26 protein-coding genes are annotated in these 25,836 nt (G+C 63.6%); 14 read left to right on the top strand and 12 right to left on the bottom strand.

Annotated elements, in window-relative coordinates; genetic code table 11:
• Positions 1-57 precede the first annotated feature (57 nt).
• A complete protein-coding gene (locus tag FIU81_RS10145) occupies positions 58-591 on the bottom strand; it encodes an RSP_2648 family PIN domain-containing protein (RefSeq protein WP_124111650.1) in 534 nt (177 codons plus the stop codon).
• The gene (locus FIU81_RS10140) at positions 588-1,739 is read right to left on the bottom strand and encodes an RSP_2647 family RNA methyltransferase (RefSeq protein ID WP_413816201.1); all 1,152 of its coding nucleotides are present in this window, start codon (positions 1,737-1,739) and stop codon (positions 588-590) included. The genes FIU81_RS10145 and FIU81_RS10140 overlap by 4 nt, the downstream gene beginning before the upstream one ends.
• A gap of 149 nt (positions 1,740-1,888) precedes the next feature.
• On the opposite strand from FIU81_RS10140, the gene edd reads away from it, so the two are divergent.
• Together edd and eda are read left to right on the top strand one after the other, a co-directional pair.
• Entirely contained in the window at positions 1,889-3,694 is a 1,806-nt protein-coding gene (gene edd / locus FIU81_RS10135) for a phosphogluconate dehydratase (protein ID WP_124111652.1), read from the top strand.
• A gap of 48 nt (positions 3,695-3,742) precedes the next feature.
• Entirely contained in the window at positions 3,743-4,384 is a 642-nt protein-coding gene (gene eda / locus FIU81_RS10130; protein WP_124111653.1) for a bifunctional 4-hydroxy-2-oxoglutarate aldolase/2-dehydro-3-deoxy-phosphogluconate aldolase, read from the top strand.
• Positions 4,385-4,387: 3 nt separating this feature from the next.
• Here the strand turns inward: eda and FIU81_RS10125 are convergent, their stop codons facing one another.
• Positions 4,388-4,663, bottom strand: a complete 276-nt coding sequence (locus FIU81_RS10125) for a hypothetical protein (protein ID WP_124111654.1) — start codon at positions 4,661-4,663, stop codon at positions 4,388-4,390.
• The gene (locus FIU81_RS10120; RefSeq protein ID WP_124111655.1) at positions 4,650-7,418 is read right to left on the bottom strand and encodes a glutamine-synthetase adenylyltransferase; all 2,769 of its coding nucleotides are present in this window, start codon (positions 7,416-7,418) and stop codon (positions 4,650-4,652) included. The genes FIU81_RS10125 and FIU81_RS10120 overlap by 14 nt, the downstream gene beginning before the upstream one ends.
• Positions 7,419-8,030: 612 nt before the next feature.
• On the opposite strand from FIU81_RS10120, the gene FIU81_RS10115 reads away from it, so the two are divergent.
• The 5 genes from FIU81_RS10115 (at position 8,031) to FIU81_RS10095 (ending at position 14,366) form a co-directional block, all read left to right on the top strand.
• Positions 8,031-9,587 carry an alkaline phosphatase gene (locus FIU81_RS10115; RefSeq protein WP_172971449.1) on the top strand — a complete coding sequence of 519 codons (1,557 nt, stop codon included), beginning with the start codon at positions 8,031-8,033 and terminating at the stop codon, positions 9,585-9,587.
• 91 nt (positions 9,588-9,678) lie between these two features.
• Positions 9,679-10,119, top strand: a complete 441-nt coding sequence (locus FIU81_RS10110) for a hypothetical protein (protein WP_124111656.1) — start codon at positions 9,679-9,681, stop codon at positions 10,117-10,119.
• Between the two features lies 1 nt (position 10,120).
• Positions 10,121-10,792, top strand: a complete 672-nt coding sequence (locus FIU81_RS10105; RefSeq protein ID WP_124111657.1) for an ABC transporter ATP-binding protein — start codon at positions 10,121-10,123, stop codon at positions 10,790-10,792.
• Positions 10,789-12,123 (top strand): FtsX-like permease family protein, encoded by a 1,335-nt coding sequence (locus tag FIU81_RS10100; protein ID WP_124111658.1) that lies wholly within the window; start codon positions 10,789-10,791, stop codon positions 12,121-12,123. The genes FIU81_RS10105 and FIU81_RS10100 overlap by 4 nt, the downstream gene beginning before the upstream one ends.
• 101 nt (positions 12,124-12,224) lie before the next feature.
• On the top strand, positions 12,225-14,366 hold the full coding sequence (locus FIU81_RS10095; RefSeq protein WP_124111659.1) for an esterase-like activity of phytase family protein: 2,142 nt from the start codon (positions 12,225-12,227) through the stop codon (positions 14,364-14,366).
• 130 nt (positions 14,367-14,496) lie between these two features.
• Here FIU81_RS10095 and FIU81_RS10090 read toward each other — a convergent pair whose 3' ends face one another.
• The 8 genes from FIU81_RS10090 to FIU81_RS10050 form a co-directional block, all read right to left on the bottom strand.
• Entirely contained in the window at positions 14,497-15,003 is a 507-nt protein-coding gene (locus FIU81_RS10090) for a DUF3299 domain-containing protein (RefSeq protein WP_124111660.1), read from the bottom strand.
• Entirely contained in the window at positions 14,997-15,497 is a 501-nt protein-coding gene (locus tag FIU81_RS10085; protein WP_124111661.1) for a DUF3299 domain-containing protein, read from the bottom strand. The genes FIU81_RS10090 and FIU81_RS10085 overlap by 7 nt, the downstream gene beginning before the upstream one ends.
• A gap of 5 nt (positions 15,498-15,502) precedes the next feature.
• On the bottom strand, positions 15,503-16,750 hold the full coding sequence (locus FIU81_RS10080; RefSeq protein ID WP_124111662.1) for an ABC transporter permease: 1,248 nt from the start codon (positions 16,748-16,750) through the stop codon (positions 15,503-15,505).
• A complete protein-coding gene (locus FIU81_RS10075) occupies positions 16,747-17,442 on the bottom strand; it encodes an ABC transporter ATP-binding protein (RefSeq protein WP_124111663.1) in 696 nt (231 codons plus the stop codon). Before FIU81_RS10075 ends, FIU81_RS10080 begins: the two co-directional genes overlap by 4 nt.
• Before the next feature lie 3 nt (positions 17,443-17,445).
• Positions 17,446-18,063 (bottom strand): zinc uptake protein ZrgA, encoded by a 618-nt coding sequence (zrgA, locus tag FIU81_RS10070; protein WP_124111664.1) that lies wholly within the window; start codon positions 18,061-18,063, stop codon positions 17,446-17,448.
• A 494-nt stretch (positions 18,064-18,557) separates the two neighbouring features.
• On the bottom strand, positions 18,558-19,619 hold the full coding sequence (locus tag FIU81_RS10060; RefSeq protein WP_124111665.1) for a YeeE/YedE family protein: 1,062 nt from the start codon (positions 19,617-19,619) through the stop codon (positions 18,558-18,560).
• A gap of 21 nt (positions 19,620-19,640) precedes the next feature.
• The gene (locus FIU81_RS10055) at positions 19,641-19,970 is read right to left on the bottom strand and encodes an ArsR/SmtB family transcription factor (RefSeq protein WP_254695893.1); all 330 of its coding nucleotides are present in this window, start codon (positions 19,968-19,970) and stop codon (positions 19,641-19,643) included.
• A gap of 98 nt (positions 19,971-20,068) precedes the next feature.
• A complete protein-coding gene (locus FIU81_RS10050; RefSeq protein ID WP_124111666.1) occupies positions 20,069-20,413 on the bottom strand; it encodes a hypothetical protein in 345 nt (114 codons plus the stop codon).
• A gap of 78 nt (positions 20,414-20,491) precedes the next feature.
• On the opposite strand from FIU81_RS10050, the gene FIU81_RS10045 reads away from it, so the two are divergent.
• The 7 genes from FIU81_RS10045 to soxB all read left to right on the top strand — a co-directional run bounded on the left by FIU81_RS10045 (position 20,492) and on the right by soxB (position 25,830).
• Positions 20,492-21,232, top strand: coding sequence for a cytochrome c biogenesis CcdA family protein (locus FIU81_RS10045; RefSeq protein WP_124111667.1), 741 nt, complete (start codon positions 20,492-20,494; stop codon positions 21,230-21,232).
• 12 nt (positions 21,233-21,244) lie between these two features.
• The gene (locus FIU81_RS10040; protein WP_124111668.1) at positions 21,245-21,820 is read left to right on the top strand and encodes a thioredoxin family protein; all 576 of its coding nucleotides are present in this window, start codon (positions 21,245-21,247) and stop codon (positions 21,818-21,820) included.
• Between the two features lie 102 nt (positions 21,821-21,922).
• On the top strand, positions 21,923-22,408 hold the full coding sequence (soxX, locus tag FIU81_RS10035; protein ID WP_124111669.1) for a sulfur oxidation c-type cytochrome SoxX: 486 nt from the start codon (positions 21,923-21,925) through the stop codon (positions 22,406-22,408).
• Between the two features lies 1 nt (position 22,409).
• Positions 22,410-22,826 (top strand): thiosulfate oxidation carrier protein SoxY, encoded by a 417-nt coding sequence (gene soxY, locus FIU81_RS10030; RefSeq protein WP_124111670.1) that lies wholly within the window; start codon positions 22,410-22,412, stop codon positions 22,824-22,826.
• A gap of 25 nt (positions 22,827-22,851) precedes the next feature.
• Positions 22,852-23,181, top strand: a complete 330-nt coding sequence (gene soxZ, locus FIU81_RS10025) for a thiosulfate oxidation carrier complex protein SoxZ (protein WP_124111671.1) — start codon at positions 22,852-22,854, stop codon at positions 23,179-23,181.
• A 27-nt stretch (positions 23,182-23,208) separates the two neighbouring features.
• Positions 23,209-24,048 carry a sulfur oxidation c-type cytochrome SoxA gene (gene soxA, locus FIU81_RS10020; RefSeq protein WP_124111672.1) on the top strand — a complete coding sequence of 280 codons (840 nt, stop codon included), beginning with the start codon at positions 23,209-23,211 and terminating at the stop codon, positions 24,046-24,048.
• Between the two features lie 87 nt (positions 24,049-24,135).
• The gene (gene soxB / locus FIU81_RS10015; RefSeq protein WP_124111673.1) at positions 24,136-25,830 is read left to right on the top strand and encodes a thiosulfohydrolase SoxB; all 1,695 of its coding nucleotides are present in this window, start codon (positions 24,136-24,138) and stop codon (positions 25,828-25,830) included.
• The last annotated feature ends 6 nt before the right edge of the window (positions 25,831-25,836 follow it).

Here is a 25,836-nt window from a genome sequence, read left to right as displayed (position 1 = left end):
ATCAGGGCAAACCCGCGCTCTTCTTTGTTTTCACAAATACTCATGTCGTCCGGTTGGCTATCCCGCCAGACGCTTGCCCAGTTTAGGAACCCGCGCGCGTTTCAGCAAAGCACGCAGGGGCAGGGTCTCACCCGAGAGTTTCTCTGCCATGGCATGAACGCGCGAGGTGACCTGTGCCACGCCATCGTCGTCCAGCCGTGCCAACACCTGATCGGGATCGAGCCGCTCGACCCCCTCTGCGCTCATCGTATGGCGCGGGAAGTCCTTAGCGTTGAACGTGCACAGCACGTCAGCGCTTCCGGCGATGGCGGCAGCAAGGACGTGGACGTCGTTCGGATCGGGCAGGCGCAGGCGGTTCAGGTCCCGATCGCGAGGCTGGACCTCTGCGCGGGGGTGCTGGCTGCGCAGAAGCGCGATCTCTGTCCGTGCAATCCGCTCACCTTCAGGCCCAAGCCGTGCCGCCGCGCGCGCCCATTCCTCCAGCACGCGCGGTGACCATTGCGCTTGGAACAGCCCGGCGGCAGCACAGCCCGTCAGGATCTCGCGCAGGACGGTCGGGTAAAGGACGCAGGCATCCAGAAAGACCTTCACAACCGAAAGACCAACGCCTTCAGATATCCGCTTTCGGCCAGCTGCGGCAGCAACGGATGGTCGGGACCGGCCTGCCCGGTGTAGACGATCTGCCCTTTCCGCCCCGCACGTCCGATACCCCGCGCACTGGCGTTGCGGAAAGAGGCCAGATCGGCGGCGTGCGAGCAGGAGCAGAGCGTCAGATAGCCATTTGCGGCCACCAGAGGGGCGGCGAGGCGGGCGATCCGCTCGTAGGCGCGCAACCCGGCATCGCGCGCGCCCTTGTTCGGCGCGAAGGCGGGCGGGTCGCAGACGACCATATCGAATTGAGCGCCTTCCTCGGCCAAGGCTTCCAGCGTGGTGAAGGCGTCGCCCTTGCGCGTCTCGAATCGCTCGGCGAGGCCCGATGCCTTTGCGCCGTCCTCGGCCAAGGCAAGCGCCGGGGCCGATCCGTCCACTGCCAGCGCGTGATCCGCGCCCGCCGCCAGTGCCGCCAGTGCGAAGCCACCCACGTGAGAAAACACGTCGAGCACCCGCGCGCCCTTGCACAGCCGGGCGACGAAGGCGTGGTTGTCGCGTTGATCGAAAAAGAGACCCGTCTTCTGCCCGCCTTCCAGATCGGCCATGTAGGTTGCGCCGTTCATCGGAACGGATACCGGACCGCTCAACGAACCGCGAAGCACCGCGTCCACGTCGTCCAGACCTTCAAGCCCGCGCGCGCGGCCTGATGCGCTTTTCACCACCGTCGTCGCACCGGTTTCGGCCATCACTGCGGCAACCAGCGGCTCCAGCAGCACCTCTGCCCAAGCCGCGTTGGGCTGGATCACCACCGTGTCGCCGAACCGGTCCACGATGACGCCGGGCAGCCCATCGGATTCGGCGTGGATCAGGCGGTAGAAGGGGGCGTCGTACAGGCGCTCTCGATGGGCCAGAGCGCGGGCGACGCGCAGGCGCAGCCAGCCTTCGTCGATCACCGCATCCGGGTCGAAATCCAGCATCCGGCCGATGATCTTCGATCCGGGGTTGGCCGCGACCACGCCCATGGGCCGCCGCTCGGCATCCTCCAGCACGGCCAGCGCACCGGGGTCGACCCCCTTGGTGCGGCGGTCGAGCACGACCTCGTTTGCGTAGACCCATGGAAAGCCGTGGCGGATGGCCTGCGGTTTCATCTTGGGAAGAAGGCGGATTACTGGGCGCTCTGTCATGGCTCTGCCCTATCCGTGTTGCGCGCGACTGGAAAGGCCCGGCTGCGTGGTCTGGTATCGCTAACGGGCCTATGCTAGCCGAGATTGGACACGCCATTTCGCCGGAGAGCCTTATGCCCCTGCACGACACCATCGCCCGCGTCACCGACCGCATCGTCGCCCGCTCGAAGGACACACGCGGCCCCTATATGGACCGCATGGCCCGCGCGGCAGAGGCGGGGCCGGCGCGCGCGCACCTGACATGCGGCAATCAGGCCCACGCCTATGCCGCGATGGGCGGCGATAAGGACACGCTGGCCGAGGGGCGGCAGCCGAACCTTGGCATCGTTACGGCGTACAATGACATGCTGTCGGCGCATCAGCCGTTCGAGCGGTTCCCCCAGCAAATCAAGGACGCCGCACGGGCGGCCGGGGCCACGGCGCAGGTCGCGGGCGGCGTGCCTGCGATGTGTGACGGGGTCACGCAGGGCCAGCCGGGGATGGAGTTGTCGCTGTTCTCGCGCGATGTGATCGCCTTGGCGGCGGGCGTGGCGCTTAGCCACAACACCTTCGACGCGGCGATCTACCTGGGCGTCTGCGACAAGATCGTGCCGGGCCTGGTAATCGCTGCGGCGACCTTCAGCCACATTCCGGCGATCTTCCTGCCCGCAGGCCCTATGACCAGCGGCCTGCCGAACGACGAAAAGGCCCGTGTGCGCCAGCAGTTCGCCGCCGGTGAAGTGGGTCGCGACGCGCTGATGAAGGCCGAAATGGAAAGCTACCACGGCCCGGGTACCTGCACCTTCTACGGCACCGCCAATTCCAACCAGATGCTGATGGAGTTCATGGGCCTGCACCTGCCGGGCGCGTCCTTCGTGAACCCCAACACGCCGCTGCGCGATGCGCTGACGGTCGCGGGGACCGAGCGTGCTGCACAGATGACCGCTTTGGGCAACGACTACCGCCCTGCCGGGCAGGTGCTGGACGAAAAGGCCTTTGTGAACGGCATCGTGGGACTGATGGCGACGGGCGGCTCGACCAACCTGCTGATCCACCTACCTGCGATGGCGCGCGCCGCGGGCGTTATCCTCGATTTGGAGGACTTCGCGGATATTTCTGCCGCCACGCCGCAAATGGCGAAGGTCTATCCGAACGGTCTGGCCGACGTGAACCACTTCCACGCCGCCGGTGGCCTGACCTACATGATCGGCGAGTTGCTGGACGCGGGTCTGTTGCATGCCGACACGACGACTGTCATGGGGCAGGGCTTGGGCGCCTACACGCAAGAGCCGAAGCTCGATGATGACCGCGTCAAATGGCAGGACGCCCCGCGTGAGACGCAGAATGACAAGATCCTGCGTCCCGTGGGCGATCCCTTCCAGAAGACCGGCGGCCTTGCGGACTTGCAGGGCAATCTGGGCCGCGCGGCGATGAAGGTCTCTGCGGTGAAAGAGCAGTATCACGTGATCGAAGCGCCCTGTCGCATTTTCGAGGATCAGGAGAGCGTAAAGGCGGCCTTCAAGAATGGCGAATTCACCGAAGACACCATCGTCGTCGTCCGCTTCCAGGGTCCTTCCGCGAACGGTATGCCGGAGCTGCATTCTCTGACGCCTATGCTGGCCGTGTTGCAGGATCGCGGCCTGCGCGTGGCGCTGGTCACGGATGGCCGTATGTCCGGCGCGTCCGGCAAGGTGCCTGCGGCCATCCATCTGTCGCCCGAGGCCGCGCACGGTGGTCCCATCGCCAAGCTGCAAGACGGCGACGTGATCCGCGTGGACGCCACGAACGGCACCATCGACGCACTTGGCGTCGATCTTGATGCCCGCACCGCCGTCACCCGCGACCTGTCTGCCAACAGCTTCGGCATCGGACGCGAGATGTTCGAGGTCTTCCGCCAGAACGCGGGCCTCGCCAGCCAGGGTGCGGGTGTCGTCGTCTGATCTTTGCTTTTTCCAAATACCCATCGACATCCGCCAAGGAGCCCGCCCATGACCCCTCTCGCCGCCAGTCAGCAAACCGAAAAGCTGTGCCGCCTTGCCCCCGTGATCCCCGTCCTCGTCGTGCACGACGCGGCCCACGCCAAGCCATTGGCAGAGGCGCTGGTGCGGGGCGGGTTGCCGGTTCTGGAAGTCACGCTGCGTACACCTGCCGCGCTGGAGGTCATCGCAGAGATGGCGCAGGTCGAAGGCGGCCACGTGGGCGCAGGCACCTTGCTGACGCCCGATGACGTGTCCCGCGCGATCGAGGCAGGCGCAACCTTCGGCGTGTCGCCGGGTATGACCGACCGTTTGCTGACTGCGGCGGAAGAGGCCGATCTGCCCATGCTACCGGGGGCCGCGACCTCGACCGAGGCGATGGCGCTGCTGGAGCGGGGGTATTCCGTGCAGAAGTTCTTCCCCGCAGAGGCAAACGGCGGCGCGCCCGCGTTGAAGGCCATCGGCGCACCGCTGCCGCAGATCATGTTTTGCCCGACGGGGGGCGTCAGCCTGAAGAACGCGCCGGACTACCTTGGTCTGTCGAACACATTGTGCGTCGGCGGATCCTGGGTCGCCCCGGCGGACAAGGTCGCTGCAGGGGATTGGGACGGTATCGCCGATCTGGCGCGCGAGGCCTCTCAGCTCTCGCGCTGATCTTCAGCTTTGCGAAAAGCGCCCGGCGCGGCCCCCGCGCCGGCCTGTTCTTGAAGGTTCAGCCAAGGCTTCGCGCATGACCGTCTGCATCGGATGGTCATGCGGCTTGTCCTGATGGCGTGACAGCAGGCGCGGCACGGCGCGGTCGGGGTCTGCATCGGCGGGCAGCGACAGCGCCCAGTCCAGAAAGATCGTGCGACAGTCAGACTGAGTTATGCCGTCGATGCGAAAACTCTCGGCGATCAGGCCCTTGGGGTCATCCGGTTCAGACTTCTGCATTCAGCACCTCTGAGATCGCCGCATCCGCGGCCTTGCTCCACGCGTCGATGCGTTCGGCCAGTTCCGACATGTGCGCCGCGTCCGCCGCGCGCAAGAGCATAGCCTCACCCGACGCGCCCAAAGCTTCCGGGTCCAGCGTTTTCTCGGTCAATAGGCGCAGCGCACCATGAACATCTGACAAACCACGATGGGCGCTGGTCAAGGCTTCGGCATGTGCCGACGTGATTAATCCGGCATCGAGGCCATCCGCTATTTGCACCGTCGGCGCACGTTCGGCCGATCCCGCCAGTAATCCCAGCATCGCGGCGACCAGTTCGATCTCTGTCAGGCGCCCCGGCCCGGCCTTCAGGTCCCACGCGTCGCCGCCCTTGGCGCCCCGCAGCCGTTCCAGCATCGCGCGCGTGTCGTCGCGCGTAACCGCCGCATCGCGCGCGCCCTCGATCACCTTGCATCGCACCGCTTCCACGTCGTCCATGACCGCTTGCTCTCCGGCCACCGCGCGTCCGCGTGTCAGGGCCAGATGCTCCCAGGTCCAGGCCTCTCCCTGCTGGTAGGCGGTGAAGCCTGACAGGGGCGTCGCGACCGGACCCTGTTTGCCGGAGGGGCGCAGACGCATGTCGACCTCATAAAGCCGTCCCTCGGCAGTGGGCGCGGAAAGGGCCGTCACCAGCGCCTGCGTCAGCCGCGCGTAGTAGGTGCGGGCGGGCAGGGGGCGGCGGCCGTCACTCGCGTCCACATCGCCTGAGTCGTAGATCACGATAAGGTCCAGATCCGACCGTGCGTTCAGCTGCCGGACGCCCAGGGACCCCATGCCCAACACCATCGCGCCGCGTCCTGGCGGGGTGCCGTGCTTGGCAGAGAACTCTTCAATAACGACCGGCCAAAGCGCGCGCAGAGCGGCATCGGCCAGATCGGTGTATTGCGCGCCCGCGGCCGCGCCGTCGATCAGGCCGCGCAGGTGGTGAACGCCGATGCGGAAATGATGGTCGCGCGCCCAGCGACGGGCCGTATCAAGCTGTCGCTCATAGTCGGCATCGCGCGCCATGCGGGCGGTCAACTCCGTTTCCAGCGCTTCTGCTCCCGGCCATGGCGCGAAAAAGCTGCCGCCGATGACGGCATCCAGAACGGCGGCGTTGCGCGACAGGTAGCTGGCCATTTCCTGCGTGGTGCCCGCCATGTCGGCGATCAGTGCGAGCAGTTCGGGCTTTGCCTCGAACAGCGAGAAAAGCTGCACACCGGCAGGCAGACCCCGCAGGAAGCCATCGAAATGCAGCAGCGCCTGATCGGGGCGCGCGCCTTTCAGCAGCCGTTCCAAAAGGGCGGGCTTGATACGGTCGAAAATATCGAGCGCACGTTCCGACCGCAGGGCCGGCACGCCGCGCCAGCCTTCCACGATGCGCTTCTGGTCCGGCGTCAGGTCTGGACCAGTGCGCATCGGCGGGGCCGAGGGGGCAAAGAAATCTTCGGTCAGGGCAGAGACCTCTTCCAGCCGCGCCTTCGTCTCGCGCTGGAAATCGGTAAGGTCGCGGCCGAGAAACGCAGCAATCCGCGCCATGCCTTCATCGTCATCGGGCAGAGTGTGGGTCTGGCGGTCATCGACCATCTGGATGCGATGCTCGACCTGCCGGTGCGCGCGGTAAGCGTCGGTCAGGGCTTGGGTCACATTGCGTTCGATCCAGCCCGCATCGGTCAGCTTGGACAGCCCCTCGACCGTGCCGCGCACGCGCAACGACAGGTCTCGCCCGCCCGCGATGATTTGGCGGGTCTGGGTGAAGAACTCGATTTCGCGGATGCCGCCACGCCCCAGCTTCATGTCGTGGCCTTGCAGTCGGATCGGCCCGCCCAGCCCCTTGTGATCGCGGATGCGCAGCCGCATGTCATGGGCGTCCTGGATTGCGGCATAGTCCAGATGCCGCCGCCAGACGAAGGGGCGCAGACGGTCTAGGTAGGCATCCCCCGCCTCTAGATCGCCCGCGCAGGGCCGCGCCTTGATATGCGCGGCGCGTTCCCACGTGCGGCCCAGCGACTCGTAGTAGCGTTCGGCGGCCACCATCCCAAGGCACACAGGCGTGACCGACGGATCGGGGCGCAACCGCAGGTCCGTGCGGAAGACGTAGCCGTGCGCATCGGTCTGGGACAGAAGCTGGCAGGCGCGCTGGCTGGCCTTCACCAGTGCCGCACGCGCGGTGCCTACGTCATCGGGGGAGTATGCGGTCTCGTCGAACAGGCAGATCAGATCGACGTCGGACGAGTAATTCAGCTCGAACGCGCCCATCTTGCCCATCGCCAAAGCCACGAATCCGCCCGCATCGCGGGTCGTTTCTGGCAGGCGTTTTCGCGTTACCTCTACCGCGATCTCGCGCCGCCACGCGCGGTCGGCGGCGACATCGGCCAGCCGGGTCAGTGCGCTGGTCACGTCTTCCAACGCCCAGACGCCGCCACAGTCGCATAGGGCCGCCAGAAGCGCGGTGCGCGCCTTGGCCTGCCGCAATGCGGTGGACAGATCGGCGTCCGGGGCTTGTTGCGCTTCGGTCAGAATGGCGTCCAATGTGTCTTCCGGCGATGTCTCCAGCGCCGGGCGCAACCAATCGGCCTGCATTTCCAACAGGTGTTTCAGGTAAGGAGAGCAGCCCGCCACACCGCGGATCAGATCGCGCGCGGCATCGGGTAGGTCGCCCAAGGCCGACAGGGCTTCATCGGCGCGATCGGCGTCGATGGAATGGGGCGTGGCGGTGATGCGGGCGGTCAAAGACATGACCGGACAGTTCGACCGATAGCTGCAATCGTCAAGCATTGTACCCGTTGGAATTAAACCGGACTCAAGCTGAATGAGCGGGATTATCTTGGTTTCGGTGGGAATACGTCAGATTGGTTCCAGGCTTTGGGATCGCCTTCGACACCTTCCTGATCCTCTTGCTGAGCCGATAGACTGCCGAATTGCGCGGCGTTCGGTTTGCCCAAAGCGATCTAAGCAGGCCGTCCCATCGCTTTCGAGCGAAAGGCCACGGAAGTGCGCTTAACGATCTCCGCAAACGCCGGGCAAGTCCACTTCTTCCTCAATACCTGCTGACGGAAATGGCCACCATGCGGTTGGACGCCAGCACGTCCGTGGCGCCCTGACGCACCTAGACCCTTGGGCTGGCTGGCCCACGATCGAACAAGGCTGGAGGGATTGCGCGCATGGCGGTCAACCCGGTCGCTCTCTGACTTTGCCAGAGTATTCACCGAGGTTCCGGGTTTGGGGCTCCGCCCAAGCGTATCGCTCATGGCTGCACATGCCATTGTCATCCCTTCGATACAAAAGCGATGCACAACCGTCATGCCTGCGGCCTAGGGCATCCGGGAACGGAAACAGAGGGGACTTTCCATGTCATTGAAACCGTATTTCGCCGCGTCTGTCGTCGCGATGAGCGCCACCGGCGCCTTCGCGCAGGAGACCTTGCCGCAAGCCTCGTCCGAGTGGTTCACCGCCGCGCAGGAGACCATCCAAGAGGCGATGGAGCGTCAGCCCAACACCAACCGCGCGCTGAACGTGATCCTGATGATCTCGGACGGCAACGGTGTGGGCACCAATTACGCCTCTCGCCTGTTTCAGGGCCAGCAGGAAGGCGGATTCGGGGACGATTACGTCCAAAGCTTCGAGGCATTCCCAAGCCTTGGCCTGATCAAGACCTACAACGTGAACGCGCAGACCCCCGACTCGGCTGGCACGGGCACGGCGATGATGGCCGGGATCAAGACCAAGGCCGGCGTCATCGGTGCGAACGAGAACGTCACCCGCGGCGATTGCGCCACGCTCGAGGGCAACACCGTCACGCCGATCACCAAGGTTGCCGCCGACATGGGCAAAGCCGCCGGTGTCATCTCGACCGCGCGCATCACGCACGCGACCCCGGCGTCGGGCTATGCCCAGACCGTCGATCGTAACTTCGAGGCCACGGTACCCGAAGGCTGCGAAAGCCAGGTCGACATTGCTCAGCAGCTGATCGACGCGATGGAAGTGGGCACGATCCACGTCGCCATGGGCGGCGGCATGCGCAACTTCCACGCGGATGAGGGCGGTCGCCGTGAAGACGGCCAGAACCTGATCGAGATCGCGCAGAACGAACTGGGTGCACAGTTCGCGTCCGACATGGCCTCCTTCGAGGCCGTCGATCTGGAAAGCGGCGATCCCATCCTCGGCCTCTTCGAGGACAGCCACATGATGTACGAGGCCGACCGCGAGGACGAGCCTTCGCTGGCCGAGATGACCGGCGCCGCAATCACCGCGCTTCAGGCGGCCGGTGGCGAAAACGGCTTCTTCCTTCAGGTCGAGGCCGGCCGCGTCGATCACGCCAACCACGGCGGCAACTTGGCCCGTGTTGTGCGTGACCAGCAGGCGTTCGCCGAGGCCGTCGCCATGGCCGACGAGATGACCGAGGACGCCGACACGCTGATCGTCGTCACCGCCGACCACGAGCATGCCATCGCCTTCAACGGCTACTGCGGTCGCGGCTCTGACATCCTGGGCCTTTGCATGGGCATCGACGGTGCGGGCATCGAGCACACCGGTGAGCCGAACACCGCCGAAGACGGGCTGCCCTACACGGTTGCCGGTTACCTGAACGGTGCGGGTTCGATCCTTGTGCCGGAGCAGACCGGGGAAGAGGACACATCGGCCACCAACCCCGACGTCGAGACCGGCGAAGCCGATGGCGAGGTTCCGTCCTTCTCCGGTAGCCGTCCCGAGCTGACGCAGGAAGAGGCGACCGACATCGACTACCTGCAGCAGGCGCTGATCCCGCTCTCCTCAGAGACCCACTCTGGTGAGGATGTGGCCGTTTATGCCAAGGGCCCTTGGGCGCATCTCTTTGATGGCACCATGGAGCAGAACGTGATCTTCCACGTGATGAACCATGCCTTCACGGCGGGCGACGATCAGTAAGCTTCTGTACCAATTGAACCGGCGGGGCGGCCTTTTGGCCGCCCTTGCCCATTGCAGACCACTGCCTCACCTCTGTCGAACGGAGGAAAGAATGATCAGACGACAGTTTCTCACCGCCGCCCTTGCCGCCCCGATGCTGGCCACGCCAGCCCTTGTGCGGGCCGCGCCGGGCGACGCCGACGCGCCGATCAAGGTGCGCGACCTCTATACCCGTGCGCGCGGTTTCTCCGATCTCGCGCGGTCTTTGGATGGCGAGCGCATCACCGTTGCGGGCTACATGGCCCCGCCATTGAAGGCACAATCCAGTTTCTTCGTGCTGACGGGCCGTCCCATGGCCGTTTGCCCGTTCTGCGAATCAGATGCCGATTGGATCGAAGATATCCTGCCCGTGCAGACCAAGCGCGTGGTCGACCCGGTTTACTACACCGTCGGCATCGACACGCGCGGCATCCTGAGCCTAAGCGAATTCACCGACCCCGAGACCGGCTTTGTCGGCCAGATGCGCCTGACAGACGCCACCTTCGGTCGCTGACATGACGCGCGGTGCTGCGCTGGTTTTGCGCGATCTGATCGTATTCGGCGAAGGGGGGCGTCGTATTCTCGACGTGCCCGAACTCAATCTTACGCCCGGAACTGCGTTGGGAATTTCAGGACCGTCCGGTGCGGGCAAGTCAACGCTTCTTTACGCGCTGGCTGGAATGGCCGCGCAGATGACGGGGCGCATCGACTGGGACGGGACAGAGATTGTCGCGCAGACGCCGGCCCAGCGGGCGCGGTTCCGGGCCGACCGGATCGGCATGATCTTCCAGGATCACCTGCTGTTCGAGGAACTGTCGGCACTCGGTAACGCAGGTCTCCCCGCGCTGTATGCGCCGAAGGCGCAGCGCCGGGCGATCCGCGACCGGGCGGCGGACCGGCTTGCCAAGCTTGGCATCGACGCAGGCACGCGACGCGTCGCAAGTTTTTCGGGGGGCGAGCGTCAGCGCGTCGCCGTTGCCCGCGCCATGGCCGCCGACGCCCCGATCCTGCTGGCGGATGAGCCGACCGCCAGCCTGCACCGCGAGGCGGCAGAAGCCTTGGCCGATGATCTGATGGTATCCGTGGGGGATGAAGGACGCACGCTGGTCTGCGTCACCCATGATGAGCGGCTGCTTGCACGGATGGACTGGACGTTGCGCGTCGCCGACGGGCGGGTGATGGCATGACGGACTTCTGGGCCAGTCTGCCAGCCGTCGCGCAGGATCTGCTGATCCTGTTGGCCATGCTGCTTCCCGTCGTGATCATCGCGGTCATCCTGCTGCGCGGCCTTGCGCCTTGGCCCCTCGCGCTTGGCATGATCCGGCGGTTCGGCTGGATCAATGCGGTGTTCGTCGCGCTCATCGCCATTTCGGTCGGCATGGGGATCGGCCTTATCGCGCAGGAACGGGGGCTGCGGCAGGGCACGGCCGACGCCGCATCGAAGTTCGACATCGTGGTGTCCGCTCCCGGCAGCGAGATCACCATGCTTCTTGCCGCCGTGTACCTGCGCCCCGCCGATGTGCCGTTGATCGACGGGGTAACATTTGCCGAGATCGAGGCCGACCCCCGCGTCCGACTGGCCGCGCCCATCGCCTTCGGAGACAGCTTCGAGGGCGATCCGGTCGTCGGCACCGTGGCCGGTTTCGTCTCGCATCTAAGTGATGACGCCGTAGAGGGCCGCATCTTTGAACATGAAGACGAGGCGGTGGTCGGCGCGCTGATCGACGTTCCGCTGGGCGGGGAAATAGAACCGGCCCACGGTCAGGGCTCGTTCGTCGAAATGGATGCACATGGCGACTTCCACTACGAGGTGGTCGGCCGCATGGCTCCCACGGGAACGCCTTGGGATCGCGCCGTGCTGGTGCCGGTCGAATCCGTGTGGAGCGTCCACGGGCTCGCACCGGGCCACGCTTTTGAAGAAGAAGGCCACGCCGAGGATCACGACGACCCGCTCGGCCCGCCCTTCGATCCCGACCTCTTTCCCGGCACACCCGCCGTCATCGTCGTGCCGGAAACGCTCGCGCAGTCCTACGGTCTGATTTCGACCTACACCCGCGATGCGCAGACGATGGCGTTCCTGCCTGGCGCGGTCCTCAGCCAGCTTTACGCCATTCTGGGCGATATCCGGCAGGCCATGTCCCTGATGAGTCTCGTCGCGCAGGTGCTTGTTGCGGCGAGCGTTCTGACTGGCCTTGTCATGCTTATGCGTCTGTTCGAGCGTCATATGGCCTTGCTGCGCGCGCTAGGTGCGCCGACACGCTTCCTGATCGCGCTGGTCTGGTCCTACGGTGCCGCGCTGCTTGCCCTTGGCGGCGTGCTGGGTCTGGCGGTCGGGTGGGCCGTTGCCGCGGTCCTGTCGGGTATCGTAGCTGCCCGCACCGGTGTGGCGATCCCGGTCGGACTAGGCTGGTCAGAGGTGCATCTTGTGGCAGGCTTCATCGCCGCAACGACATGCGTCGCCCTGATCCCGGCGTGGGCGCTGATCCGGGGCACCAACGTCGCCAAAGTGCGGATGTAGCCCCAGCCGCTGTCGCGCGCCTGTCACACAACCGTGATCAAACCGCGCCGTAGCGCGCCGCGGCGCGCTTGCCCGCTGATCGCCACAGGAGAGAATACACAATGGCTTGTCGTGCGCTGACGATATCGTCGGCTTTCATCTGTCTGGCCGCGCCCGCGCTGGCCCAGGACATGAATTTCAACCGGATCGCATCCTTCCGCGTCGCCGATAACCTGCCCGACGCGGAAGAGACCTCGGCAGAGATCATCGCCGCGACCGATGACGGCATGACGCTGGTGTATACGGACAGCCCCGGCGGCTCGATCGGCTTCATCGACATCACCGACCCCGCGAACCCCACCGCCGCCGGTGCGTTCATGCCCGAGGGTGAGCCGACGTCGGTCGCCGTCATCGGCAACTACGCGCTGGCCGGTGTGAACACCTCGGAAAGCTACACCGATCCGTCGGGCTACCTGGTCGAGATCGACGTCACGACCCAAGCCGAAGTCGGTCGCTGCGACCTACCCGGACAGCCCGACAGCGTCGGCATCGCGCCCGACGGGTCTTTCCTTGCCGTCGCAATCGAGAACGAGCGCGACGAAGATCTGGGCGACGGTCGCGTGGGCCAGATGCCCGCCGGATCGATCTTCATGGTCGATCTGACCGACGAGGGCCTGATCGACTGCGACACGGCCCGCATCGCTGACATCACCGGCCTTGCCGACATTGCCCCCGAAGATCCAGAGCCTGAATTCGTCTCGATCAACGCCGAGAACGAAGTCGTCGTGACCCTGCAAGAGAACAACCACATCATCGTGCTGGCCTCTGACGGTTCGGTCATCAACCACTTCTCGGCTGGCGAAGTCACGCTTGAGGGCATCGATACCGAAGAAGAGGGCGCGCTGGAGTTCACCGACACGATCACCGTCCCGCGTGAGCCCGACAGCATCACCTGGATCGACGACACGCATTTCGCCACGGCCAACGAGGGCGACATGGACGGCGGCTCGCGCGGCTGGACGATCTTCAGCCAAGATGGCGAAGTCGTCTACGACTCCGGCACCGACTTCGAGTACGCCATCGTTCAGATCGGCCACTACCCCGAAGAGCGGTCGGGCAACAAAGGCGTAGAGCCGGAAAGCGTGACCTTCGACACTTTCGGCGACACACCGTTCGTCTTCGTGGGGGCAGAGCGCTCCTCGGTCGTCGGCGTCTACGACATCACCGATCCCGCATCCCCGGTCCTGAACCAGCTTCTGCCCTCCGGCATCGGGCCAGAAGGTTACGTGACCATCCCAGAGCGTAACCTGCTGATCTCGGCCAACGAGACCGACGATGCCGGCCCGCGCGCCCATGTGATGATCTTCGAGTATCAGGACGCACCGGCAGCCTACCCGCACCTGACGTCCGAAGGCATGGATGAGCTGACAGGCTGGGGGGCGATTTCTGGGCAGGTCATGGCCGAAGATGGCACGATGTATGCCGTCTCCGACAGCTTTTACGCCATGCAGCCCACGATCTTCCGCATTGATGTGACGCAGACACCGGCACGGATCGTCGAGGCGATCCGGGTGACGCGCGAAGGTCAACCGGCGCAGCTGATGGATATGGAAGGCATCGCGCTGGACGGAGAGGGCGGCTTCTGGATCGCCTCCGAAGGTCGCTCTGACCGCTTGGTGCCGCACGCGATCTACCACGTGGGCGCAGACGGTGCGATCGAAGACTACATCGCGCTGCCGGAAGAACTTCTGGCCGTCGAAAGGCGCTTCGGTTTTGAAGGAATCACCCGTGTGGACGATATGCTCTACGTCGCGGTCCAGCGCGAATGGCGTGATGACCCGGCCAACCACGCAAAGGTTCTGGGTTATGACCTTGGGTCCGAAGAATGGTCGGTGATCCACTATCCCCTGACCGAGCCGTCGACCGGTTGGGTGGGGCTGTCCGAAATCGTCGCCCATGACGATACGGTCTACTTCATCGAACGCGACAACCAGCATGACACCCGCGCGGTGACCAAGGTCATCACGCAGGTGTCGCTGAGCGCGATGGATCAGATGGTGCCGCTTGGCCAGACGCCCGCCGTGCTGGAACCCGAAGTCGTCGTTGACCTGCTGCCGTACCTGACATCGACAGGCGGCTATGTCCTCGACAAGGTCGAAGGTCTTGCCATCGCGGCAGACGACACGATGTGGGTCTCCACCGACAACGACGGCGTCGACGACCACTCCGGCGAGACCATGCTCTTTTCCATAGCGACAGAGTAGCGAACGCAGGATCGAAGAAGGGCCCCGGCAGAAAGAGCTGTCGGGGCCCTTTTTGTTTACGCGCGCTGGCACTCTGCAATGAAGTCCGGCCGAAAGGGTAGAGCCGCAACCATTCATTCGGGAAGCGGGATCAGATTCTGTAATTTTGGATGCGGTCAGCCGAAAGCGCGTATCCAATGTCCGCCAGTTGGGTCGAGGTCGAGGCGGTTCCGAACATGCCCGTGACGGTGACGGGCTCGAACAGGCCATCGCTTTCCCATGGCCGCGACGTCGTGACGAAGACGAGCTGGTTTGCGGGTGGCGGGGGGACATGGACGCAAGCGCCGACGTAGGGCACCAATATGAACGCTGTTACCCCCGTTCCGGAGTAGTCTACCGGCACGATAAAACCGTTCATCCGCACGGTCTGCCCGTTCCAATCCGTGCGCACGCCGGCCGACATCGGCTGCTGTGCGGCAAGGTCCGCTTCATCGTGGGGAAGAACGCCGCGCAGCGTGTTGGGTATGGCGCTTGCCGCGGCGTCTTTCGGCAGAAGATCTTTCCAATCCAGATCAACGATTTCTTCGGAGCGGGCGGGTAGTGCCACCACGGTGGCCAGACCGGCGATGATCGCGCGACGGTTCAGGACGACTACCATTCGTATTCCTCGATCTTGCTGGCCGACAGCGCATAGCCGATCTCTGCGACTGCGGTGGATTGCATCTGTGTGCGCAGGGTCCCGGAGACCCAGATCGCCGTCCACATATCGTCGCTTGGCCATGGGGTCGTGGTGGTCACGAAGACCAGCTGGTTCGGCGGTGGGGGCGGTGTGTGGATGCAGGCGCCGACGTAGGGAACGAGGATGAACTCGGTCACGCCCTGGAACGTGCTGGTGATCGGAATGATATAGCCGGGCAGCTTCACCAGCGCGCCATCCAGATCGGTGTTCATCCGGGTCGCGTTTTCGTCGAACTCGGGCAGCCAGGTATCGGTGGCCTCGTCCATGTAGCCAGGGCCGACGATCTCTGAATAGGGCACGCCTTCGGGGATCAAATCCTCCCACTCGATCTCGGCAAAACCCTTCGCGTTTGCCCCGAGTGGCAGGGTCGTCGCAAGACCGGCAAGAAGAACGCGCCTTCGCGTGAGTGTCATATGCATCATATCCTGACCATCATACCATCTGCGAGGCTTAGTTTATACGCTCTTAGCGCTGGAATCAGAGAGGCAAGCGCCGCGGCCGCGATCACGGCTGCGAGAACGGCGGCGTCGCGCGCGGTCGGCGCGTCCATCGGAAGCCACAGGCCGAAGGCCGCGTCGATCACCGGGCGGCCGACGGCCAAGGCAGCGTATACCAGCACAAAGCCGAGGACGGCGCCGATGGCAGCCATCAGCACGGCTTCGATGACCAATAGGCCAAGGATGGTTGCGGGCCGCGCGCCCATGGCGCGCCAGATCGCCATCTCGCGGCGGCGCTCGTTCAGGCTGGAGAAGATCATGCCGGTCATCCCGATCAGTGCGGTCAGCACGACCATCGCCGACACGGCGATCAGGGCTGTTTCCGCGATGCCGACGATGGCCCAAAGCTCTTGCAGGGCCACGCCCGGAAGAACGGCAAGCAGTGGCTCTTCCGGGTATTCGTTGATCCAGCGTTGAAGGCCGAAAATCTGAAGCCGCGACTGTGTTCCGATCAGCGCGGCGGTCACGGCGTCGGGGGTCAGGTCCATCTGTCGGATGCGCTCTGTCGGTGTGGTTTGCCCGGTCTGTGCTCCACCCTGCCAGTCCACGTGGATCGCGGTAATCGCCTCTAACCCGACGATGACGGTGCGGTCTACTGGCGTGCCGGTCTTCTCTACAATACCCGCCACGCGGAACGGCTGGTCGCCGTGGTCGGTGAAAGAGGCCAGGCCGTGGCTGACGACGATGGGATCGCCCACCGCGTAGCCCAGAGCATCGGCCACATCCGCACCGATCACGGCGTCATACAGATCATCCAGCCCGTTGCCACCCGCGAAGGCCAGCGTCCGGTCGCCACGGTAGCGGTAGCGATCGAAGAAGGCGGGCGTGGTGCCCATCACGCGGAACTGTCGGTGACTGTCGCCCAAGGAAATCGGCACGATCCAGTCCACCTCTGGCCGCGCGGCGATGTCTTGGTAGCTGTCCCACGTGATGTTGTTCGTGGCATTCCCGATGCGGAACACGGAATAAAGCAGCAGCTGGACCGAACCCGACCGCGCGCCGACGATCAGGTCGGTGCCAGAGATCGTGTCGGCGAAGCTCGCGCGCGCTCCGGTGCGTACCTTCTCGACCCCAAGAAACAGGCCCACCGACAGCGCGATGGCCAGGATCGTCATGGCGACCGTGACGGCGCGGGCCAGAAGCGAGGCGAAGGCAAGGCGCAGGATCATGCGGCGTTCCGTATCGTCGTGACGATATTGTTCATCTCTATCACACGGTCGAAGCGGTTCCCCAGACGCGGATCGTGACTGACCATCAACAGGGCCGATCCGCTTTGTGCCACTTGTGTGAAGAGCAGATCAAGGAAGCCCGCCTGCGTCTGCGCGTCGAGCGCCGAGGTCGGCTCGTCCGCGACGATCAACGGCGGCTCTCCGATCAGGGCGCGGGCGACAGCGACGCGCTGTTGTTGACCCACGCTAAGCCGTCCGGCGCGTTCGCCGATAATACCATCTGGCAGGCCCAGAGCGGCACAAAGGCGCGGCACCTCCGCCGCCGTATCACCCGCCCGCGCACGCCGTTTCGGCGCGAAACGCAATGGCAGACAAATGTTGTCGGCGACGCTGGCGTAGGGCAGCAGATTGAACTGCTGAAAGATCACGCCGACCAGCTCGGCCCGCAACCGATCCCGCGCTCCCGCGCGCAGGGTGCCAAGATCGGTGCCGCAAACCGCGACCTGCCCCGCATCCGCCGCGACGATTCCGCAGATCAGAGACAGCAAGGTGGACTTGCCGGACCCGCTTTCGCCCAGCAGCAAGACGCTTTCGCCCGCGGCGAGGGTCAGCGACGGAACGCGAAACCCGAACGACCGGCGTCCGGGCCACGCGAAGTCGACATCCTGCAAGGCAAGAGCGGGGGGTGTCATGCTTCAGTCAAGCGACAGGGAAGGGGCATCGCGCGTGATCTCGGCGGATCCGGCACTGGCGTCGGTGACGTACTGAGCCTCGATCTCCATCGCGTTCGTATAGGCGTCGAAGAAGGGGAACGCGATCTCGGTCAACGCGTCGGGAGTATCGCAGGTAAATTCGTAGCGGGCATGGAATTCGCTATGCTGCGCATCTGCCTTATCATGCTCGTGGTCATCTTCGGTGTGTTGTTCATCCGCATCGTGATCGTGCGCGTGATCCTCGCCCTCTGCGTGCGCATCCATATCGTCGTGACGGTCGTCTTTGGAATGAAGATGCGCCAACACTTCGTCCACCCGGCATCCGGCGGCATCCGGCAGGCTAACGATCATCTGTGGCTGGGCCATCTTGCGGATCGCTTCGGCAACGGCATCGCGGTCGCTGGCGCTTTCGGCGGCATACTCGAATCCGACAATATCCATACCGGGCGCGTGCAAGTCGATCACAAGCGTCTGGCCCTCAATCGAGATCTGCGCGGCGCTGACTCCATGCTCATGCGCATCGAGTTGTCGCGTCTCTTGGGCGAGAGTAAATGCTGGCATCGTGCAGAACGCCGCGAGGAAGGTGGTTCTAAGTGACATGTTGGACCTTTTGAAACGACGCTGAAGACATGCCGGAGATGATACGGTATAACATTGCGAAACTGCAAGGCATTGGTTCGAATGTCATGAGAGCATCACGGAAGTCGTACCGGTTCATCGTGTCTCGTACGAAAGTTGGGCTGCATTCGAAATCTTTCCCTTTGGGTCGAACCGAGGAGCCACTCCGTACTGGTGTAACTGGATAGAAAAGTGGGTCCACGCTGCGTCGCGACACCCGTGTACGCGCTTTTGCCCAGGCCGCAGCTTCTGGGATCTACGATCAACCGGCTCTGTATCACAAATTCCGTGAGGGTCTCTGTTTGGGAGTCCAGCATGGTTATCCCTGCCGCCCTGCAGAACGTCTTCATCGCGCTGCTTCCCTGTCACAGAGTGCGTCGGATAAGTGCGTTTGGGGGAAGGGGAAGTCCGTCCTTCAGGCCATTCACGTTACAACACCGTCCGAGGGGGAGGTATTTGGACTAGTCGATCTATCGTCAATTTATCTGACGCAGAGGCCAGCCTTCTATGACCTGACGCAGGCCGATTGCCGTTCCGATGTAGATGGCACCTAATGTCAGCGGCGCGCTGAACGCCAGCAGCGAGAACGCTGAAAGCCCTTGTCCGATCGAGCATCCGGCTGCAGTGACAGCGCCCCAGCCCATCAATGCGGCCCCGAAGATTTGCCGACGGAGTTCACGGGGATCCTCACAGGCCTCCCAACGAAAATGCCCTTGGAATAGAGAGCCAAGGGCAGAACCAACCACGATTCCGGTGACCGATCCAATGGCAAAACTCGGCTGCGCGCCAGAGGATGTCATGATGTAGAGAAGCGTCTCGCCAACTGGTGCGGAGAAGGAATGGGATACGACCGGCAAACCGTCGAAGCCCCGCGTTGCCAGCCACTGGGTGCCGACCCACGCGGTGGCGATGGCGAGCCCGACGGCGGCGCCCCAAACGACCTGCTTGCCGTTCATGCCGGCAGCGCGCGCGCCCCGCAGCGTTACCGCGACGATTGCGATACCAAGCGTCAGGCCAATGGCGGTTGCAGACAGTCCCGTAACGGCTTCAAGCGCCTGAGCGATACCCTGCGGTTGCTCCGAAGCGCCTCTGCCGAATGCGGAAACCCTTACCCCGGACAAAGGCCCAGCGATTGTCGCGTAGGCAGTTATTCCCATCACACCCACGATGACAAAGGCGCGCATGTCGCCACCACCCAAACGCGCAAGCGCGCCGTAGCCGCAGTTGCCACACAGTGCCATTCCGTAGCCGAAGACCAGACCGCCCATAACGGCACCGGGTAGACTGAAACTTTGAGCGATGTGAAAACTGCTGGTTGGCTCTAGCAGGTTGATCGCAATCAACCCAAACGTCGCGACCACGGCAACGCCGATGGCGACGCCCCACATCCGCAGACGCGCAGACGAGTTGCCGTATAGCTGGTCCTCGATGGCGCCAAGCGTGCAGAACCGACCCAAGCGAGCCGCCAAGCCAAGGACAATACCGCCACCCAAGCCGATCAGGGCGGCCAAGGCCGGTTCAGAAAGCAGATCGAACATGTATCCTCCCGTCGACGCCCGCTAGTTGCAGAACAGGTCGTAGACGACGTCCATGATCCGCACGGCGCGCTCATCCGTCAAGGAGTAGAAAATCTGCTTTCCGTCCCGGCGCGCCGCGACCAAGCCATCCTGTCGAAGTCGCATCAATTGTTGGGACACGGCGGCCTGACGGGCAGAAAGAAGTCGCTCAAGCTCCGTCACGGACTTCTCGCCCGAGGCCAGATGGCACAGGATCATCATGCGGCTTTCGTGGCCGAGCGCCTTAAGGAATTCTGCTGCCTTGCGCGCGTTGCGCCCCATCTCATCGAAATCTTCCGCGGGGGTATCTTCGTTGAAGACTGGTAGGGCCAAAAGCGATCCTGGGGTGGCAGCGGCCGCTTCTGTGCGCGACGCGACAAAAGATACAGTAGATGGCGGGGTTGGGCAATTCGCTGCGGGCGCAAAATCTCTCACGGCGTGTTGCGATCGATCATCGCGCCGAGCAGGGGCCAGAAGAAGTCTTCTCCCGGATAGCCTTCGATCCGGGACAGCTCGACGCCGTCATCGACGAGGATGAAGGTCGGTGTCAGGCGTGGGCGGGACTCAAGCTTGAGATCGTCGGGCAGGGGAGCGTTCAGATCGACACGGCGCAATGGGGCCATCTTGCCCTCATCGGTCAAAGGATACTCCGGCGCGACGTCTTCGTCCCATCGGGCACACCAATGGCATCCCGCTTGTTCTACCATGACAAGCTCAAGATCGGCGAGGGCGATCTGCGGTAGCAGCGCCAGGACTATGGGCAGGATACGACGCACGGCGGTTTGCCTTTCGGTCTTTCACCTTGACGCCACACATATTCCGATTGCTTGATATGTCAAAGGGAGGAATGCAGCATGTTCGATGTTACTCTGGGCGGCGCGGTCTTCGCGGGCCTGCTGTCGTTCCTGTCGCCCTGTATCCTGCCGATGGTGCCGTTCTACCTGGGTTATCTGGCTGGAGGGTCGGTGCAGGCGGTGGGGCCAGATGGACAGATCCCTGCTGCGCTGCGCACCCGCGCAATTCTTGGTGCGCTTTGCTTTGCCGCCGGAGTCATCACGATCTTCGTGCTTCTGGGGGCTTCAGCGACCTCGTTGGGGCAGGTGTTGCGCGACTGGTTCGATCTGCTGCGTTACGTCGCTGCCGGGCTGATCGGGCTGATGGGGCTGCACTTTCTGGGCATCCTGCGCATCCCGATCCTGTATCGTCAGTTCCGCGCAGAGCCAGGGGACGTATCGAACCTTTCGCTGGCGGGGGCGTACGTCGTCGGACTGGCCTTTGCGTTTGGCTGGACGCCCTGCGTCGGGCCGGTCCTGGCGGCGATACTGTTCACCGCAGCAGGGGCCGACAGCGCATCGCGTGGCGCGTTTTTGTTGCTGGGCTACGGCATCGGCATGACCGCACCCTTTGTGTTCGCTGCCGCCTTCGTCGGTCCGTTCACGCGCTTCATGGTCCGCTTCCGCCGCCACCTTGGGACGGTGGAAAAGGTTATGGGAGCGCTTCTGCTTCTATTCGCCGTCCTCATCGCCACGAACTCGGTCAACGCTATCGCGCAGTGGATGATCGAGACGTTCCCGGTTTTCACCCGCTTTGGATAAGAGGTTTTCGCCATGCTCCGCATTCTCGCCACGCTGACAGCTTTCGCCTTTCCCACGATCGTCCCGGCTGCCGAACTGGGCGACGACGGGCTGCACAAGGCCCCTTGGATGCAAGACACGTTCCGTGTGCTGCGCGAGGATCTTGAAGATGCCGAGGCGCAGGGCAAACGCTTGCTGGTCATCATCGAGCAGCGCGGGTGCATATACTGCACCAAGATGCACGAAGAGGTCTTCGTCGTGCCCGAAATCAAACAGATGCTGTCGGACGACTTCTACGTCGTGCAGGTCAACATGTTCGGCGATATCGAGGTTACCGACTTCGATGGAGAGGCGCTGAGCGAGAAGCAGGCGGTCCGCAAATGGAACGCGATGTTCACGCCGACCCTGATGTTTTTTCCCGGAAGTGCCGCGGATGTGCCTGCGGATGCCGATGCCGCCCAGGCAGCCGTTGTCACCATGCCGGGCGCATTCGGTCGGTGGACCACACAGAACCTACTCTCTTGGGTTTTGGAGCAAGGGTATACCGGTGATGAGCCGTTCCAGAAATACCACGCGCGCAAGTTCGCCGAGCAGGGCGGCACGGAGTGAGCGAAAGTATTTCATATTCTGAATCCAAAATCTGTCCTTGATCTGCGGGCAAGCCTTCGCATACCGTCGTGGACAAGGTGCAACGACACCACGGGAGGAGATATGAAGATTTCTAGCAGCCTTTGGGCTGGCGCATTTGCGCTTACCGCCGGAGCAGCGTTCGCCCAGACCGCGCCCGCGCCGACCGAAGTCGTCTATGACGATTACGGCAGCGTGGCCGAATCCTTGACCGGACAGACGGGTGATGCCGCCGCTGGAGCAGAGGTCGTATCGAACAAGAGCATGGGTAACTGTATCGCCTGCCATCAGGTCAGCGATTTGGCCGATGTGCCCTTCCAGGGAGAGGTCGGACCCTCGCTGGACGGTGTTGCGGATCGCTGGACCGAGGCGGATCTTCGCGGGATCATCGCGAACGCCAAGATGGTCTTTCCCGGCACGATCATGCCCGCGTTCTACAAGAACGACGGCTATATCCGTCCCGGCAACGCCTACACAGGCAAGCCCGCAGAGGGCACTCTCGATCCGCTGCTCAGCGCGGATCAGGTCGAGAATGTCGTCGCCTACCTAATGACGCTGAAGGAGAATTGAGATGAACCTGTCTCGCAGACAGACGCTCGTTATGGGCACCGCCGCCGCGATCTTCCTGCCCCGCATGGGCTGGGCGACGGCCACGGATAACGCGATCGCCGCCTTCACCGGTGGGGCCGAGGTGGCCGAGGCCACCGGTTTGAACCTGACCGCTCCAGAGATCGCCGAGAATGGCAATACCGTTCCCATAGAAGTCGATGCACCCGGCGCAGAGTCCATCATGATCCTGGCCGCCGGCAACCCGACCCCTAGCGTCGGCACTTTCAATTTCGGTCCGCTTGCCGGGTCCCAGGCCGCGTCCACGCGGATCCGTCTGGCCGGTACGCAGGACGTGGTGGCGATTGCCAAGATGGCTGACGGCACTTTCCAGCGTGCAAGCCAGGAAGTGAAAGTCACCATCGGCGGCTGCGGCGGTTAATCAACGGACGACAGGAGAGAATATCATGGCAGACAACGTCACCCCCCGCGTCCGCGTCCCCGGCAGTGCGACAGCCGGAGAAGAGATTGTGATCAAGACGCTGATTTCGCACCCGATGGAGTCGGGTCAGCGCAAGGACAAGGACGGCAACACGATCCCGCGGTCGATCATCAATCGCTTCGTGACCACCTTCAACGGCGACACGGTCATCGACGTGGCAATGGAGCCCGCGATCTCGACCAACCCTTACTTCGAGTTCGTCGCGACGGTCCCGGAAACGGGCACCTTCGAGTTCACGTGGTACGATGATGACGGATCGGTCTACACCGAATCCAAGGACATCACGGTCGGATAAGCCGCAAGGCCAAGGGAGGAGAGACCGATGATGAGATCAACGATGACAGCGATGGCGCTGGCCCTTGCGGCCGGTGCCGCCACGGGCCAGGACGGCCAATCTCTGGTGATCAACGAAGAGATCGAGATCACGACGCGCGCCGACGCACCTGCCCACACCGAGTTCCTGTCGGAGGTCATCTCGGGTTGGGAGTTCCGCTCGCCAGAGACGCAGGCGTTCCAGATGGACGACTTTGAGAATCCCGGCATGATCTTTGTCGAAAACGCCCGCGCCGCGTTCGACACGGCGCTTGGCGACACGGACCAATCCTGTTCTGGTTGCCACGATACACCAGAGGCCTTGGCCGGAGCCCGCGCCGTCTATCCCAAGTGGGATGCAGAGGCCGGCGAAGTCCAGACCATGGAGATGCAGATCAACGAGTGCATCACCGAGCGGGCAGGGGCGGAAGAGTGGGGCTACACCAGTCAGCCGATGATAGAGATGACTGCACTGATGTCGTCCGTCTCGCGCGGGATGCCGGTGAACGTGGCTATCGATGGCGAAGCTGCCGACACGTGGCAGCAGGGTAAGGACATCTACTACACCCGTTACGGTCAGCTGGAGCTTGCCTGCTCGAATTGCCACGAAGACAATTACGGCAACATGATCCGCGCCGACCACCTGAGCCAAGGCCAGATCAATGGCTTCCCGGCTTACCGCTTGAAGAACGCCAAGTTGAACTCGGTCCATGACCGCTTCAAGGGCTGCATCCGTGACACCCGCGCCGAAACGTTCAGCCCCGGTAGCCCGGAGTTCGTGGCGCTGGAACTGTATGTCGCCTCGCGTGGCAACGGCCTGAGCGTCGAAGGCCCGTCGGTCCGCAACTAAGTGAACACGCCCCGGCGGGAGACCGTGCGGGGCTTTTCCTTCTTTTAATCCATTCCAATTTAGGAATGTGAATCTCAAGGACACGCGATGATCTCTCGCCGTCATTTCCTGCAAGCCGGTTTGGCGACCTCTGCCCTATGGGGGCTTTCGGCCACCGGGAATTGGGGGCGGCTGGCCGCCCAACAAAGCCTGACACAAGCCGGTCTGATCGGCGATCCGCAGGCGGGCGACGTGACACTTGTTCATATCACCGACATCCACGCCCAGACCCAACCGATCTGGTTCCGAGAGCCATCAATCAATCTGGGTGTCGGACAGGTAGAGGGCAAACCACCCCATATCACGGGCAAGGAGTTCCGCGCCGCTTATGGGATCGAGCAAGGCTCGGCCATGGATTACGCGCTGACCTTTGAGGACTTCGTGGCACTGGGCCGTGAGTACGGCAAGATGGGCGGCCTCGACCGGATCTCGACCGTCGTGAAGACGATCCGCGACCAGGCCCCCGGCGCGATCCTTCTGGACGGCGGCGACACGTGGCAGGGCTCGTTGCCCGCGCTGCGCACCGATGGCGCGGATATGGTCAAGTTGTTTAACGCTCTGGGCACAGAGGCGATGACATCCCATTGGGAGTTCACGCTGGGCATCGACCGCGTGACCGAGATCGTCGAAAACGAACTGAATTTCCCCTTCCTCGGCGCGAATATCTTCGATGCCATGTGGGATGAACCCGCGTATGAGCCGATGACCCGCTTCGAACGGGGCGGCACCCAGATCGCCGTCATCGGGCAGGCCTTTCCCTACCTTCCTATCGCCAACCCATCTTGGATGTTCCCGGACTTGTCTTTCGGTGTCCGAGCCGAACGCATGGCAGAGGTCGTTCAGCAGGCGCGCGACGGCGGCGCCCAGGTCGTGGTCGTCCTGTCGCACAACGGTTTCGACGTGGACCGCAAGATGGCCGCCGACGTGCCGGGCATCGATGTCATATTGACCGGGCACACCCACGATGCGCTGCCGGAACCTGTTCGCGTGGGCGATACCCACCTGATCGCCAGCGGCAGCCACGGCAAGTTCGTTTCCCGCGTGGATCTGGACATCGCGGACGGCCGCGTGAACGGCGTTCGCCAACGCCTGATCCCGATCTTCGCCGACGTGATCGAACCGGACGCAGAGATGACTGCGATGGTCGACGAGACCCGTGCGCCTTTCGTGGATGAGATGTCCGAGGTCATCGGCCAGACAGACTCGCTGCTCTACCGCCGTGGCAACTTCAACGGCACCTGGGACGATTTGATCTGCGAGGCGCTTCTGGAACAGCGCGACGCAGAGATCGCCCTTTCGCCCGGTTTCCGCTGGGGGCCGTCCATCATGCCCGGACAGGACATCACGCGCGAAGATATCTTCAACGCCACCGCCATGAGCTATCCGAACGCCTACCGCACAGAGATGACGGGCGAGATGCTCAAGATCGTGCTGGAGGACGTGGCCGACAACCTCTTCAACCCCGATCCCTACTACCAGCAGGGCGGCGACATGGTCCGCGTCGGGGGCCTTGGCTACCGGATCGACATTGCCCAGCCGCAGGGCAGCCGCCTGTCGGACCTTACGTTGCTGTCGTCGGGTGAGGCCATCGACCCGTCGCGTGCCTACACCATCGCGGGCTGGGCATCGGTCAACGAAGGCACCGAAGGCCCGCCCATCTGGGACGTGGTCGAAGCGCATATCAAATCGAAGGGCACGGTGAGCGTACCCGAGAACACAACCGTGGCCGTCAAGGCCGACTGAACCGGA

The sequence above is a fragment of the Palleronia sp. THAF1 genome, assembly GCF_009363795.1.
In the GTDB taxonomy this organism is placed as follows: Bacteria; Pseudomonadota; Alphaproteobacteria; order Rhodobacterales; family Rhodobacteraceae; genus Palleronia.
This window is presented reverse-complemented; position numbering and strand designations above follow the sequence as displayed.

Bases quoted from the DNA above. Each gene is read 5' to 3' on its own strand.
- FIU81_RS10120 (WP_124111655.1), bottom strand. From the start codon at position 7,418: ATGTCTTTGACCGCCCGCATCACCGCCACGCCCCATTCCATCGACGCC.
- FIU81_RS10125 (WP_124111654.1), bottom strand. From the start codon at position 4,663: ATGCAGAAGTCTGAACCGGATGACCCCAAGGGCCTGATCGCCGAGAGT.
- soxA (WP_124111672.1), top strand. From the start codon at position 23,209: ATGATGAGATCAACGATGACAGCGATGGCGCTGGCCCTTGCGGCCGGT.
- soxZ (WP_124111671.1), top strand. From the start codon at position 22,852: ATGGCAGACAACGTCACCCCCCGCGTCCGCGTCCCCGGCAGTGCGACA.
- edd (WP_124111652.1), top strand. From the start codon at position 1,889: ATGCCCCTGCACGACACCATCGCCCGCGTCACCGACCGCATCGTCGCC.
- FIU81_RS10085 (WP_124111661.1), bottom strand. From the start codon at position 15,497: ATGACACTCACGCGAAGGCGCGTTCTTCTTGCCGGTCTTGCGACGACC.
- zrgA (WP_124111664.1), bottom strand. From the start codon at position 18,063: ATGTCACTTAGAACCACCTTCCTCGCGGCGTTCTGCACGATGCCAGCA.
- soxY (WP_124111670.1), top strand. From the start codon at position 22,410: ATGAACCTGTCTCGCAGACAGACGCTCGTTATGGGCACCGCCGCCGCG.
- eda (WP_124111653.1), top strand. From the start codon at position 3,743: ATGACCCCTCTCGCCGCCAGTCAGCAAACCGAAAAGCTGTGCCGCCTT.
- FIU81_RS10075 (WP_124111663.1), bottom strand. From the start codon at position 17,442: ATGACACCCCCCGCTCTTGCCTTGCAGGATGTCGACTTCGCGTGGCCC.
- FIU81_RS10045 (WP_124111667.1), top strand. From the start codon at position 20,492: ATGTTCGATGTTACTCTGGGCGGCGCGGTCTTCGCGGGCCTGCTGTCG.
- FIU81_RS10110 (WP_124111656.1), top strand. From the start codon at position 9,679: ATGATCAGACGACAGTTTCTCACCGCCGCCCTTGCCGCCCCGATGCTG.
- soxX (WP_124111669.1), top strand. From the start codon at position 21,923: ATGAAGATTTCTAGCAGCCTTTGGGCTGGCGCATTTGCGCTTACCGCC.
- FIU81_RS10105 (WP_124111657.1), top strand. From the start codon at position 10,121: ATGACGCGCGGTGCTGCGCTGGTTTTGCGCGATCTGATCGTATTCGGC.
- FIU81_RS10115 (WP_172971449.1), top strand. From the start codon at position 8,031: ATGTCATTGAAACCGTATTTCGCCGCGTCTGTCGTCGCGATGAGCGCC.
- soxB (WP_124111673.1), top strand. From the start codon at position 24,136: ATGATCTCTCGCCGTCATTTCCTGCAAGCCGGTTTGGCGACCTCTGCC.
- FIU81_RS10090 (WP_124111660.1), bottom strand. From the start codon at position 15,003: ATGGTAGTCGTCCTGAACCGTCGCGCGATCATCGCCGGTCTGGCCACC.
- FIU81_RS10060 (WP_124111665.1), bottom strand. From the start codon at position 19,619: ATGTTCGATCTGCTTTCTGAACCGGCCTTGGCCGCCCTGATCGGCTTG.
- FIU81_RS10100 (WP_124111658.1), top strand. From the start codon at position 10,789: ATGACGGACTTCTGGGCCAGTCTGCCAGCCGTCGCGCAGGATCTGCTG.
- FIU81_RS10095 (WP_124111659.1), top strand. From the start codon at position 12,225: ATGGCTTGTCGTGCGCTGACGATATCGTCGGCTTTCATCTGTCTGGCC.
- FIU81_RS10080 (WP_124111662.1), bottom strand. From the start codon at position 16,750: ATGATCCTGCGCCTTGCCTTCGCCTCGCTTCTGGCCCGCGCCGTCACG.
- FIU81_RS10040 (WP_124111668.1), top strand. From the start codon at position 21,245: ATGCTCCGCATTCTCGCCACGCTGACAGCTTTCGCCTTTCCCACGATC.
- FIU81_RS10140 (WP_413816201.1), bottom strand. From the start codon at position 1,739: ATGAAACCGCAGGCCATCCGCCACGGCTTTCCATGGGTCTACGCAAAC.